Annotated in this window: 14 protein-coding genes; 6 read left to right on the plus strand and 8 right to left on the minus strand. The window is 71.1% G+C overall.

From position 1 onward, the window contains the following. Window positions 1-24: 24 nt before the first annotated feature. Entirely contained in the window at window positions 25-921 is an 897-nt protein-coding gene (locus ACGF2Y_RS24420; protein ID WP_392951170.1) for an NYN domain-containing protein, read from the minus strand. Between the two features lie 207 nt (window positions 922-1,128). On the opposite strand from ACGF2Y_RS24420, the gene ACGF2Y_RS24425 reads away from it, so the two are divergent. Next, complete coding sequence (locus ACGF2Y_RS24425; protein WP_006127395.1) at window positions 1,129-1,281, plus strand: hypothetical protein; 153 nt, start codon at window positions 1,129-1,131, stop codon at window positions 1,279-1,281. Between the two features lie 174 nt (window positions 1,282-1,455). Here ACGF2Y_RS24425 and ACGF2Y_RS24430 read toward each other — a convergent pair whose 3' ends face one another. The 4 genes from ACGF2Y_RS24430 to ACGF2Y_RS24445 all read right to left on the minus strand — a co-directional run bounded on the left by ACGF2Y_RS24430 (window position 1,456) and on the right by ACGF2Y_RS24445 (window position 4,966). Further along, window positions 1,456-2,061, minus strand: a complete 606-nt coding sequence (locus ACGF2Y_RS24430; RefSeq protein WP_392951173.1) for a MarC family protein — start codon at window positions 2,059-2,061, stop codon at window positions 1,456-1,458. 421 nt (window positions 2,062-2,482) lie between these two features. Next, the gene (locus ACGF2Y_RS24435; RefSeq protein ID WP_392951176.1) at window positions 2,483-3,349 is read right to left on the minus strand and encodes a PHP domain-containing protein; all 867 of its coding nucleotides are present in this window, start codon (window positions 3,347-3,349) and stop codon (window positions 2,483-2,485) included. A gap of 142 nt (window positions 3,350-3,491) precedes the next feature. After that, window positions 3,492-4,169 carry a DUF6758 family protein gene (locus tag ACGF2Y_RS24440; protein WP_392951179.1) on the minus strand — a complete coding sequence of 226 codons (678 nt, stop codon included), beginning with the start codon at window positions 4,167-4,169 and terminating at the stop codon, window positions 3,492-3,494. A 212-nt stretch (window positions 4,170-4,381) separates the two neighbouring features. Continuing rightward, window positions 4,382-4,966, minus strand: coding sequence for a suppressor of fused domain protein (locus ACGF2Y_RS24445; protein WP_392951182.1), 585 nt, complete (start codon window positions 4,964-4,966; stop codon window positions 4,382-4,384). Window positions 4,967-5,430: 464 nt separating this feature from the next. Between ACGF2Y_RS24445 and ACGF2Y_RS24450 the strand changes: the two genes are divergently transcribed. Beyond that, window positions 5,431-6,558 carry a magnesium and cobalt transport protein CorA gene (locus tag ACGF2Y_RS24450; protein WP_392951185.1) on the plus strand — a complete coding sequence of 376 codons (1,128 nt, stop codon included), beginning with the start codon at window positions 5,431-5,433 and terminating at the stop codon, window positions 6,556-6,558. 47 nt (window positions 6,559-6,605) lie between these two features. After that, a complete protein-coding gene (locus ACGF2Y_RS24455) occupies window positions 6,606-7,142 on the plus strand; it encodes a hypothetical protein (RefSeq protein ID WP_392951188.1) in 537 nt (178 codons plus the stop codon). A gap of 30 nt (window positions 7,143-7,172) precedes the next feature. On the opposite strand, the gene ACGF2Y_RS24460 is transcribed toward ACGF2Y_RS24455, so the two are convergent. Beyond that, window positions 7,173-7,943, minus strand: a complete 771-nt coding sequence (locus tag ACGF2Y_RS24460; protein WP_392951191.1) for a hypothetical protein — start codon at window positions 7,941-7,943, stop codon at window positions 7,173-7,175. 189 nt (window positions 7,944-8,132) lie between these two features. On the opposite strand from ACGF2Y_RS24460, the gene ACGF2Y_RS24465 reads away from it, so the two are divergent. Genes ACGF2Y_RS24465 through ACGF2Y_RS24475 form a run of 3 tightly spaced genes read left to right on the plus strand, consistent with a single transcriptional unit; the run spans window position 8,133 to window position 11,134 of the window. Next, window positions 8,133-9,407 carry a magnesium transporter MgtE N-terminal domain-containing protein gene (locus tag ACGF2Y_RS24465; protein ID WP_392951194.1) on the plus strand — a complete coding sequence of 425 codons (1,275 nt, stop codon included), beginning with the start codon at window positions 8,133-8,135 and terminating at the stop codon, window positions 9,405-9,407. Next, the gene (locus ACGF2Y_RS24470) at window positions 9,397-9,957 is read left to right on the plus strand and encodes a DUF1003 domain-containing protein (protein WP_392951197.1); all 561 of its coding nucleotides are present in this window, start codon (window positions 9,397-9,399) and stop codon (window positions 9,955-9,957) included. Before ACGF2Y_RS24465 ends, ACGF2Y_RS24470 begins: the two co-directional genes overlap by 11 nt. Before the next feature lie 43 nt (window positions 9,958-10,000). Continuing rightward, on the plus strand, window positions 10,001-11,134 hold the full coding sequence (locus ACGF2Y_RS24475; protein ID WP_392951200.1) for an Mrp/NBP35 family ATP-binding protein: 1,134 nt from the start codon (window positions 10,001-10,003) through the stop codon (window positions 11,132-11,134). A gap of 69 nt (window positions 11,135-11,203) precedes the next feature. On the opposite strand, the gene ACGF2Y_RS24480 is transcribed toward ACGF2Y_RS24475, so the two are convergent. Both ACGF2Y_RS24480 and ACGF2Y_RS24485 read right to left on the minus strand, forming a co-directional pair. Continuing rightward, window positions 11,204-11,863, minus strand: a complete 660-nt coding sequence (locus ACGF2Y_RS24480) for a hypothetical protein (protein ID WP_392951203.1) — start codon at window positions 11,861-11,863, stop codon at window positions 11,204-11,206. Between the two features lie 125 nt (window positions 11,864-11,988). Beyond that, the gene (locus ACGF2Y_RS24485; RefSeq protein WP_392951206.1) at window positions 11,989-12,489 is read right to left on the minus strand and encodes a sec-independent translocase; all 501 of its coding nucleotides are present in this window, start codon (window positions 12,487-12,489) and stop codon (window positions 11,989-11,991) included. Between the last annotated feature and the right edge of the window lie 25 nt (window positions 12,490-12,514).

The raw sequence follows: 12,514 nt of genomic DNA on the forward strand, positions 1-12,514 counted from the left end.
GCCGGCCGCCGCTTCGCGCCGGGGTCAGTACTGCGACTGCAGGTGCTGCCAGAAGCCGTCGCGGAGCGCCCGCCGCAGGTGCGCGTGGCCGCGCAGCGAGTACTGGAGCAGGCGTTCCGCCTCCACCAGCAGGTCCTGGTCGACGGAGCCCGGCAGGTAGGGGTGTCCTGGCAGCAGGTCGGCGAGGGATTCCCGGCCCCGGGCGGCGAGCCAGGCGGCGGCGATCTGTGCGCCGACGAAGCGGACGTCCTCCCGGGAGGGGGCCGGGGTGTCGTCCTCGTACGTGGTGACGGGCCGCCGGGTGACGTAGGGGCGGCAGAAGTCGAGCTCGAAGGTGCGCTGGCTGTCGACCTCCCACAGCAGCGGTTCGGCCTGGTTGCGCCCTTCGGCGGCCTCGATGCCCCAGAGGTGCACGCGCGCCCCGTAGCCCTGGGCCGCCTCGACCGCCGAGACCAGGTCCTCGTCGCCGCCGACGAGCGCCGCGTCGCTGATGGCGCGGTGCCGGGCGAGGGATTCGAGGTCGGTGCGGATGAGCGAGTCGACGCCCTTCTGCTGGTTGTTGGCGTTGAGGTTGCCGAGCCGCACCTTGACGTCGGGCAGTTCGGCGATGGCCTGCTGCTCGGTGGTGTGGATGCGGCGCCGGGCCCCGTCGTACCAGTAGACGCGCAGCAGCCTGCTGTCCGCGAAGATCGTGCGGGCCTTGTCGATGAAGGCCTCGATCAGCCCTTCGGCGTCGAGGTCGAAGGAGCGCCGGTCCTCGGTGCCGGTGACGAGCAGCCCGGCCGCGGCGTACACATAGCCGGCGTCCACGAAGATGGCGTGCGTCGACGGGGTCTTGGAGACCTCGATGAGCATGCGCTGGAGCAGCTCGTTGGTGCGGTCCAGGCGGGCGGCGATGGGCTGGGTGTCCGCCTCGTTCATACGAACCTCATGGTCTGTGGTGATGTGACTACCGACGGGTACTTAGACATCCAAAAAATTTCCTTAGCGTAGGGAATGTTTTCGAGAGGCAAGCCGTTGTAACCCACGTGGAACGCGAGGGAAGCCTCGCGTTCCTAGTCTTGCCGGTGGCACGCCCCACCGGCGCCAGCAGTTCTCCAGCAGGAGGATCGGACGAAGGGAAGCCCTGTGCGCTTCGAGATCATGCGACTCGACGACGTCGACGGTACCGCCGTGGACAGCACCGTCGTGGACGCAGCCTCCGTCAACCGGATCGTGCAGCAGGCCGCAGCGACGGGCCAGCGCATCTACATCCGGCCGGCCGACAGCTCGGCTTCGTAACGCTCGATGGGCTCATCACGCCTGATGAGGTCCTGAAGGACCTCACCGCATTGCGCCACTGAAGACGAAGCGCCCCCGCACGGAACGTCTGTGCGGGGGCGCTGTGCTGCGCGCGGGGGTGGCTGTGCCGCGCGGGGCGCTGTGCTGCGCGCGGGGGCTGCGCCGCGTGGGGGCTCAGGAGTTCTGGATGACCTGGGTGACGCCGTTGATGATCTGCTGGACGGCGATGGCGGAGAGCATCATGCCCGCCAGCCGGGTCACCAGCACCACGCCGCCGTCCTTGATCACGCGGATGATGACCAGCGAGTAGCGCATGGTCAGCCAGAGCACCACGTGCATGGCGACGATCGCGGACCACACCGAGAGCTGGCCGCCGAGACCGTCGGCGTGCTGCACCGCGAGGATGACCGAGACGATCGCGCCGGGCCCGGCCAGCAGCGGCATGCCCAGCGGTACGAGCGCCACGTTGACGTCCTTGGTCTGCGTCGGCTCGTCCGTCTTGCCGGTCAGCAGGTCGAGTGCGATGAGCAGCAGCAGGAGTCCGCCCGCGATCATCAGCGCGGGCACGGAGACGTGCAGATAGTCGAGGATCTGCTGACCGAGCAGACCGAAGACGGCGATCACACCGAACGCGACCGTGACCGCCTGGAGCGCCATCTTGCGCTGCACCTTGGCGGGGCGTCCCGCGGTGAGGCCGAGGAAGATCGGCGTGATCCCGGGCGGGTCCATGATCACAAATAGGGTGAGAAAGAGGGATCCGAAGACAGCGACGTCGAACACAGTGAGCCTTGCGAGAGAAGAGCGGGCGGTATGGAGGGGGCGCGGGTCCGGTCAGCGGCCGTCGCGATGCTTCGAGCACGGCGACGATACGCGCAGAGGCGCGCGGGGAGTGGAGACGTGGTGCGGCGAAAGAGGGTGGGACCTAGGGCCTTTCGTTGGGATCAGGCCGGATCAGGGAGCGGGGTCCGGTGCGAGCGGCGGCGAGGAGGCGGAAGTCACGGGTCGGGGAGCCACGGAGGGGGAAGTCACGGAGTCGGGAAGCCACGGACGAAGGAGTCAGGGAGTCGCTGCGGAGCATGGGCGACTGCCGACAGCGCCGGGCCCCTCCTCACTCCGGCGGAGCCGAGAGCCTGGAGGGGGGAAGCGCGCACCGGCCCCCGCGGGGCCGGCCCGATCCGAACGCAAGGCCCTGGCGAAGGCCCTAGCGGCGGACTGCTCCGCCCGCGCCCGGCACCGGGAAGGCTCCCGTGGCGCGCCGGGTGATCTCGCCGTAGATCTCGGGGTCGGTGGTGCACGCGCCGAGCTCGACGGACTTCCGGCTGCCGTGGTAGTCGCTGGAGCCGGTCGTGAGCAGCCCCAGTTCGCGGGCGAGGCCGCGCAGCCGGGTCCGGGCGGGCTCGTCGTGGTCCATGTGGTCGACCTCGACGCCGTCGAGGCCGGCCTCGGCGAGCGCGGCGATCGTGGACTCGGGGACCACCGCGCCGCGTTTCACGGCGGCCGGGTGGGCGAAGACGGTGACCCCGCCCGCCGCCTTCACCAGGCGGACGGCCTCGAAGGGGTCGAACTCGTGCTTCTCGGCGTACGCCCGGCCGCCGTTGCCCAGCCAGTCGGACGTGAAGGCGTCGGAGACGGTGGGTACGACGCCCAGTTCGACGAGAGCGGCGGCGACGTGCGGGCGGCCGACCGAGCCGTCCCCGGCGATGCGGGCGACCTGCTCCCAGGTGATGGGGACGTCGAGGGCGCGCAGCTTGCGGACCATCTCCTGGGCGCGCGGCACCCGGTCGTCGCGCACGAGTTCGCGTGCGCGCTCCAGCTCGGCGTCGGCGGGGTCGAAGAGGTACGCCAGCAGGTGCATGCCCACGCCGTCGACACGGCAGGAGAGTTCGGCGCCGGTGACGAGGGTGAGCCCCTCGGGCAGCGCGTCGATGGCCTGCTTGTGGCCGCCCACGGTGTCGTGGTCGGTGAGCGCGACGACGTCCAGACCCGCGGCGGCGGCGTTCGCGACCAGCTCGGCGGGGGTGTCCGTGCCGTCCGACGCGGTGGAGTGGGTGTGCAGATCGATGCGCACGACGCTTGACTCCAGGGCTCGCGGGCGGACAGGGGGACGGAGGTGGGACCGCTCAAGGATAACCGCCGCGCACCGGGTGTCCGGCCGCGCTCCAAAGGGCGCGAGCGGCGGCCCCGGAACGCGCCGGCGCCTCCCCTGGTCCCTATCGCTCGCCCGTCGCCTGCCGGGGCGGCGCCTCGGGGGCGGTGAGCAGGCGGGGGGTGAGCGCGCCGCAGGGGACGAGGTCCACCTCTCCCCCGGCGTCCCGCAGATCGGTCAGCACCAGCTCGTCGTACATCAGGATCCCCGACTGCTCGGGCCACAGGATCGCCCAGAGCCACAGCCCCCGCGCCTCGCCCGCGAAGACGGCACGGTCCTCCGGGGCGTTGCTCACGTGCCAGAGCGGGGTGGGGCGACCGGCGGCGTGGACCTTGGCGTCGGGGGCGGAGTCGACGTTCAGATGACGGCCGGGGTCCGGCCCCTCGATTCCGGCGTACCGGGCGCCGAGTCCGACGCCGAGCTCCTCGGCGACGAGCAGCAGCTCGCCCATCCCGCCCAGCGGACCGGGCCCGGAGCAGGCCACGGCGCTCGCGCGCCCGCCGCTGCGGTCGTCGCCCACGCTGGCGACACCGGTGAACAGCCAGCCCACGGGGAGCGGCCAGGGCATCCAGACGGGGACCTGCGCACGGTGCACCACGACGCCGAGCCCTTCGACGCTCGGCGGGATGACCGGCTGCATCGGATGGACCTGGCCGTGCACGGAGCACTGCCAGGCGTCGGCGAAGAGACCGGGCGCCCTGACCCGGCCACCGCACTTCGGGCAACTGGGTTCGCCCCTCATAAGGACCCACCGTCCTCCCCGCCGGTCCTCGCGTCAAGGACGATCACCCGTCCGGAGCGTTGCCCCGGCCGGCTGCTGTCGCAGAGACCGGGCCGCTGTCGAAGAGACCCGGGCCGCTGTTCAGGAGACGGGGTGCGGCGTGCGCGCTCCGGAGCGCGCACCGGTCGCCAAAGACGTACGCTCCGTGAAGGCCGAGCCCGCCCAGGGCCCCCTCAGTCCAGGGCTACGGACGTGCGCAGCGGGTCGCGCAGGTCCGTGCCGTGCGTCAGCCACCGCTCCTGGAGCTCCTGCGCGCCGCGCACCCGCTTCCAGGCCGCCTCGTTGCGGGTCATCGGCAGCAGCGGCAGGAAGCGCACCGGGTCCATCGGCTCGTCCAGCTCCAGGTCCTCCACCAGACCGCCGGACTCCGCGACCAGCACCGACGTGAACGGCGCCCCGGCCCACAGCGGCTCGCCCAGGTCCAGCGAGGCGCCGGCGGCCACGATCAGCCCCTCGACCTGCGGGGACGCGGCCAGCACGGCGAGCGGGCGCAGCACCCGGTCGGTGTCGGCGAGTCCGCCCCGTACGGAGAGGATCAGCTCGGCACGGGGGCCCTTCACCGGGTCGGCGAGCGGGGAGGTGGGGTCGGCCATCGGCCGGCCGGACATGCCGAGCGTCGCGTAACGCACCACGTCACCGTCGAGGAAGCGCAGCACTTCGATGCGGTCCGTGCCGAGGAACGTCACATCGGCGCGGGCGTCCGGTTCCCCGAGGGCTGAGATGAGCCGGGCCTCGACCAGAGCGAGAATTTCTGCCATGCCGCGAGCATAGATCGCGTACGGAATGGGCAAAGGACGGGATTGGGCCTTGGGTGGCTGATAGCCTGGCCGCCGGTCGGGACAGCACGCAGAAGCGTCGCTCTTCTTCGTCCCGACGACACGTCGTCCCCCACGGGGGACCGGCCGGAGGAGGTGGGGACTGCCATGGATCCAAGTCGACCGTGCAGTACCAACCGCTCTTCCGCGCCTCGCGTTTCCCGTTGATCCGACGCCTCGTCGGTTGCCCGGTGCCGACATCGGCGTCGTGTCCGGGTGACTCCCCGACAGCAGTGCGCGCGACGGAAGAGCCTTTCGTTTTCGCCTGTCTGTAGCGAATTTGCCTGTCTGTAGCGAACGCCGTCATCGCGCCCGCGCGGTGCCGCCCGCTTTGCGGACGTGAGCGCACGTCCCCATTCCGGGCTGTTCCACGCCCTCGCCGACGGCCCTCCGTGAAGGAGCCAGCCATGTCGATGATCCGTGACCTGCGCGCCGCCGTGCGCCCGTCCCTGCGCCCGTCCCTCCGTAAGAACAGCGCCCCCTACAACGCGTACGACACCACCCGCGACCCGTCCGCCTCCAGCGCCGTCGTCGACTGTGCCGTCTACCGAGACGGCCGCCGGCTGGTGACGCCCTCGCCGCCGACGCCGCACGAGGCGATGCTCCGGGTACGGGAGGAGGGCGGCTTCGCGTGGATCGGCATGCACGAGCCGACCGAGGCCGAATTCGCGGGCATCGCCCGGGAGTTCGGGCTGCACCCGCTGGCCGTCGAGGATGCCGTGCACGCCCACCAGCGGCCCAAGCTGGAGCGCTACGACGACACGCTGTTCACCGTCTTCAAGACGATCCACTACGTGGAGCACGCCGAACTGACCGCGACCAGCGAGGTCGTGGAGACCGGCGAGGTGATGTGCTTCACCGGCCAGGACTTCGTCATCACCGTCCGGCACGGGGGCCAGGGCTCGCTGCGCGCCCTGCGCCACCGGCTCCAGGACGACCCGGAGCTGCTCGCCAAGGGCCCCTCCGCCGTGCTGCACGCCATCGCCGACCATGTGGTCGACGGCTACATCGCGGTGGCCGAGGCGGTGCAGGACGATATCGACGAGGTGGAGATCGATGTCTTCTCCACCCCGGCCAAGGGCAGCCCGCGCGGTTCGGACGCGGGCCGGATCTACCAGCTCAAGCGCGAGGTGCTGGAGTTCAAGCGGGCCGTCTCGCCGCTGCTGCGGCCCATGCAGCTGCTGAGCGAGCGCCCGATGCGGCTGATCGACCCCGACATCCAGAAGTACTTCCGCGATGTCGCCGACCACCTCGCCCGGGTCCAGGAGGAGGTCCTCGGCTTCGACGAACTGCTGAACTCGATCCTCCAGGCGAATCTGGCGCAGGCGACCGTCACGCAGAACGAGGACATGCGCAAGATCACCTCCTGGGCGGCGATCATCGCCGTGCCGACGATGATCTGCGGCGTCTACGGCATGAACTTCGACTACATGCCGGAGGTGGAGTGGAGGTACGGCTATCCGATGGTGCTGGGCGTCATCGGGGTGGTCTGTTTCTCCATCCACCGCATCCTCAAGCGCAACGGCTGGCTGTGAATCCCCGCGCCGGTCGCTGAGTACGGACGCTGAGTAAGCTCGCGCCCATGACTGATGCCGCCGCGCCCGACGCCGCCGCCGACCTGCTGGAGAGGGCCCTGGTCGAGGAGGCCACGAAGAAGTCCGGGCTCGTCTGGGTACGGGGCACCGGGCCGGCCCGTGCCGTGTGGCACATCTGGCACGAGGGCGCGGCGCACCTGGTCGGCGGCGGCCCCGGCGAGCAGCCGCTGCCCGAGGGTCTGGCCGACGGGGGCCGCGCCGAGGTGACCGTACGCAGCAAGGACAAGGGCGGCCGGATCGTCGCCTGGACCGCGGTGTCACGTTTCCTCGCCCCGCGTTCCGAGGAGTGGGAGGCAGCGGTCGCCGAGCTGAAGGGCAAGCGGCTGAACGCGCCGGACGCCGAGTCGATGACCGAGCGGTGGGCGAGGGAATGCACGGTCGTGCGGCTGACGCCCGACACCGTCAGCACCGTGCTGCCGGACGCCTCGCTGGCGGCCGTCCCGCTGCCGACCGGGGCCACCACCCGGCAGCCGGCCCCGGCGGCGCTCCCCCGGCTGCTGCTGAAACGGCGCGGAAAGCGCTGAGCCGGCCTCGGAACGGGCCTTCGGCTTTCCTCAGCCGGAGGACTTGGGGAGCTGGCCGCCGTAGTCGACGGTGTCGTCCTCCTGGGGGGCCTCCAGGGGGAAGGCCTGCCCCCAGTCGGACAGCGTGACCGTGCCCCCGCCGCCGCCCCGGGCCACCCGTACCGGATACGGCTCGCCCTCCAGCGAGACGTCGAACGCCCCGCCCTCGCCCTTGCCGCCCAGGATCTGGACGGTGCGCAGGCCGGCGACCGTGTCACGGCCCCCCTTGTTGACCTTTCCGTGCAGCGCGAGCAGCCCGCCGAGCAGGACCCTCTTGTCGGTGAAGCCGCGCAGATGCCGGTAGCTGGGGTCGTCCTCGGGGACCTTCACGTACTTGCCGCCCAGCTTGTCGGCGGCCGCCACGTCGGCGGACTCGCCCTCGCCGCCGCCGCTCCCCTCGTGGGTCCAGAACTCGGCGGGCGCCTTGAGGAAGAGCTCGTCCCCGACCCGCAGCAGGGCGAAGCTCTGCTTCTTCGAGGTCACCGAGCCCATGCCGCCCTTCGCGTTGAGCTTCATCTCCAGCCGGTAGGTGCCGCCCTTGCTGACGAGCGTGCCCGAGAGCCGCACCGCGCTCGCGGCGTCGGCCGCCGCTCTGGCCTTCGTGTCGATCTCGGCGGCGGTGAGTCTGGCGACGCCGTTGGTCCCCTTGTCCGGGTCCTCCTCCGTGCCGCAGGCGGCCAGGGCCACGGTGAGCCCTCCGCACAGCACGAGAGCGAGGGCGGTCCGGCGACGGTTCCGCACGGCCGGGGCAAAAGAGGTCACGGGCGCACTGCCTCTCAACTGCGATCGGGGGTGGCAGTCGGCAGCGTACCCGGGAGGCGGGCGCCGTCCGGCAGCCAGCCGTACGGATGGGTTCGCCGGGGCGAGATGCGGCGGTACGGGCTAGCCTGATCCCGCGTACGGCGTTCCGCGTACGGTGAAACGCGCTGGTCACGGAGAAGGAGGCGGAGCATGGCGGCAGCGGCCCCCAGGGTCTTCGTCTCGCACCTCTCCGGGGTGCCCGTGTTCGATCCGAACGGGGACCAGGTCGGCCGGGTCCGCGATCTGGTGGCGATGCTGCGGGTCGGCGGACGACCGCCGCGCATCCTGGGTCTGGTCGTCGAGGTGGTCAGCCGGCGGCGGATCTTCCTGCCGATGACCCGGGTGACGGGCGTCGAGTCCGGGCAGGTCATCACCACCGGCGTCGTCAACATGCGGCGCTTCGAACAGCGGCCCACCGAACGTCTCGTCCTCGGCGAGTTCCTGGACCGGCGGGTGCGGCTGGTGGAGGACGACGAGGAGGTCACCGTCCTGGACGTGGCCATCCAGCAGCTGCCGGCCCGCCGCGACTGGGAGATCGACAAGTACTTCGTCCGCAAGGGGCGCGGCGGGGCGCTGCGCCGCAAGGGTGAGACGCTGACGGTGGAGTGGTCGGCGGTCAGCGGGTTCTCGCTGGAGGAGCACGGGCAGGGCGCCGAGAGTCTGGTCGCCACGTTCGAACGGCTGCGCCCCGCCGACGTGGCCAACGCCCTGCACCACCTCTCCGCCAAACGGCGGGTCGAGGTGGCCGCCGCGCTGGACGACGACCGGCTCGCCGACGTCCTGGAGGAGCTGCCCGAGGACGACCAGGTGGAGATCCTCGGCAAGCTCAAGGAGGAGCGGGCCGCCGACGTCCTGGAGGCGATGGACCCGGACGACGCGGCCGACCTGCTCTCGGAGCTGCCCGAGGAGGACAAGGAGCGGCTGCTGGCCCTGATGCGTCCGGACGACGCCGCCGATGTGCGCCGCCTGATGGCGTACGAGGAGCGCACGGCGGGCGGTCTGATGACGACCGAGCCGATCGTGCTGCGCCCGGATGCCACGGTGGCCGACGCGCTCGCCCGGGTCCGGCAGGCGGACCTGTCGCCGGCCCTCGCCGCACAGGTGTACGTCTGCCGCTCCCCCGACGAGACGCCGACCGGCAAGTACCTGGGCACCGTGCACTTCCAGCGGCTGCTGCGCGACCCGCCGTTCGCCCTGGTCAGCTCGATCGTCGACAGCGACCTGGTGCCGCTGCCCCCGGACACCCCGCTGCCGACGGTGACCAGTTATCTGGCCGCGTACAACCTGGTCTCGGCGCCCGTCGTGGACGAGAGCGGTTCGCTGCTGGGCGCGGTGACCGTGGACGACGTCCTGGACCATCTGCTCCCCGAGGACTGGCGCGAGACCGACTTCCTCGGCGAGGGGGGCATCCGCCATGGCCGGTGAGGAGCGGACGAAGGCCGCCTCGACGGGCGCCTCCGGCCTGATGCGCCCGCCACGGGCCCGGCTCGACCAGCCGAGGTCGCCCCGGCGCAGGCTGCTGCCGGAGTACGACCCGGAGGCGTTCGGCCGGGTCTCCGAGCAGATCGCGCGGTTCCTGGGGACCGGACGGTTCATCGTCTGGATGACGTTGATCGTCATCGTCTGGGTGGCGTGGAACATCTACGCGCCCAAGGGGCTGCGGTGGGACGAGTACCCGTTCATCTTCCTGACGCTGATGCTCTCGCTCCAGGCCTCGTACGCGGCCCCGCTGATCCTGCTCGCCCAGAACCGGCAGGACGACCGGGACCGGGTCACCCACGAGCAGGACCGCAAGCAGAACGAGCGCTCCATCGCCGACACCGAGTACCTCAGCCGGGAGATCGCGGCGCTGCGGATGGGCCTCGGCGAGGTCGCCACCCGCGACTGGATCCGCTCGGAGCTCCAGGACCTGGTGAGGGACATGGAGGACCGGCAGATCCTCCTCACATCCGAGAGTGACGAAGGCGACCGCTGAGGGGCTACCCGCCCGTAGGCCCCAGCGCCGTAACATCGTCGGTATGGCTACGGAAGACGCGGTGCTTGAGGCACTGTCGACAGTGAACGACCCGGAGATCCACCGCCCGATCACCGAGCTGGGCATGGTGAAATCGGTCGAGATCGATCCTGACGGTGTAGTGGCTGTCACGGTGTATCTCACGGTTTCCGGCTGTCCGATGCGCGAGACGATCACCCGGAACGTGACCGAGGCGGTCGCCCTGGTCGAGGGCGTCTCGCGGGTCGAGGTGACCCTCGACGTCATGAGCGACGAACAGCGCAAGGACCTGGCGAGCTCGCTGCGCGGCGGCACCGCCGAGCGGGAGGTGCCCTTCGCCCAGCCCGGCTCGCTGACCCGGGTGTACGCGGTCGCCTCCGGCAAGGGCGGCGTCGGCAAGTCCTCGGTGACGGTGAACCTCGCCGCGGCGATGGCGGCCGACGGGCTGAAGGTCGGTGTCGTGGACGCGGACATCTACGGGCACAGCGTGCCCCGGATGCTCGGCGCGGACGGCAAGCCCACCCAGGTCGAGAACATGATCATGCCGCCGTCCGCACACGGTGTGAAGGTCATCTCCATCGGCATGTTCACCCCGGGCAACGCGCCCGTGGTCTGGCGCGGTCCGATGCTGCACCGGGCGCTCCAGCAGTTCCTCGCCGATGTGTACTGGGGCGACCTGGACGTCCTGCTGCTCGACCTGCCGCCGGGCACCGGCGACATCGCGATCTCGGTGGCGCAGCTCGTGCCGAACGCGGAGATCCTGGTCGTCACGACCCCGCAGCAGGCGGCTGCCGAGGTGGCCGAGCGGGCCGGCTCGATCGCCGTGCAGACCCACCAGAAGATCGTCGGCGTGGTGGAGAACATGTCGGGCATGCCGTGCCCGCACTGCGACGAGATGGTCGACGTGTTCGGCTCGGGCGGCGGCGCGCGGGTCGCCGAGGGGCTGACGCGCACGGTCGGCGCCGAGGTGCCGGTGCTCGGCTCGATCCCGATCGACGTACGGCTGCGTGAGGGCGGCGACGAGGGCAAGCCGGTGGTCCTGTCCGACCCCGACTCCCCGGCCGGCAGCGCGCTGCGCTCGATCGCGGAGAAGCTGGGCGGCCGTCAGCGCGGCCTGTCGGGCATGTCCCTGGGGATCACCCCGCGCAACAAGTTCTGACACCCCGCACACGGACGCCGGGCGGGCCGGGCTTTCCCGGTCCGCCCGGCGTTCCTCGCGCTACCGGCCCTATGTGTACGTGGCGATGTCCTCGATGGCCGCGAAGCCGAGCCCGTAGGCGCTCATCCCTCGCCCGTACGCCCCGATGTGCACGCCCTCGTGTGCGGATCCGGCGAGCACCCAGCCGAACTCGGACTCGCGGTAGTGGAACTCCACCGGCACCCCGTCCACCGGCAGGGAGAGCGTCGACCAGGGTGCGCTGCCGAGGTCGTCGGCGAGGGTGAACGCCGTCTCGGTCTGCTGGTCCAGCCAGTCGTCGCGCAGGGAGTGGTCCATCTGCGGCGGCCAAGTGTACGCCAGCAGCCCGGAGCCCGCGAGCCAGGCCGCCGAGGACACCGTGGTGGCGTCCAGCACGCCCGTACCGTCACCGCTGCGTCTCACCGGGCTCGCGGCCACGGTGATCACCGCCGCGAACCGCTCCTTGTCGGCGGAGCCGTCCGACTTCACCGACGGCTCGTCACCGTGGCCCGTCGCACCGTGCTGCACCGTGCCGTCCGCGGCGGTGCCGACCTGCATCAGCCAGCGCGGGCCGGTGAAGGCCTCGTCCAGCCCGTACCAGGGGAAGGTAGCTTCCAGGTAGCCGTCGACGGTACGCCGGGCCGCCGGCACCTCCTCCGCCGTGGCCGTGCCCGGTACACCGTCCGTATCAATCCGACTCGTCGTCTCCATCTGCGCGGCCGCCTCCTCGATCAGTCATGATCCGGAGCGGCCCGCCCCCCGCGGGCTTGGGCGTCCTCGCAACCGGACAGATGGAGAATAGCCATACCGTCCGGACGAGTCGGGATTGACCGGGGTCAGGTGGCGTCTGCGTCGAACGGCGGGCGCTCGGGCCGATCCGGCGGCGGAGTCTTCTTCAGCAGGTCAGGAGCGGTGTCGCCGGTCTTGGTGAGGCTGGTGGTGGAACCGTCCGCCGACGCGCCCGCCGAGCCGTTCGCCGCACCGTTGGCGGTATCGGACGCGGCCGGGGTGCGCCCGTTGACCGCGTCGGTGACGTCGGCCATCTCCTTGCGCAGATCGAAGCTCTCGCGGATCTCCTTCAGCCCCAGGTCGTCGTTGCCGTCCATCAGCTGCTTGCGGACGAACGTCTTGGGGTTGAGGTCCTCGAACTCGAAGTCCTTGAACTGCGGGCCCAGCTCGGAGCGGATGTCTTCCTTGGCGCTGTCCGAGAACTCGCGGATCTTACGGACGGTGCGCGTGACGTCCTGGATCAGCTTGGGCAGCTTGTCGGGGCCGAAGACCAGCACGGCCAGCACCCCGAGCGTCAACAGCTCCAGTGCGCCTATGTCATTGAACACCTTGCTGCTCCTCGTGTTCTCCGCG

It is taken from the genome of Streptomyces sp. NPDC048142 (assembly GCF_043202835.1).
Lineage (GTDB): Bacteria > Actinomycetota > Actinomycetes > Streptomycetales > Streptomycetaceae > Streptomyces.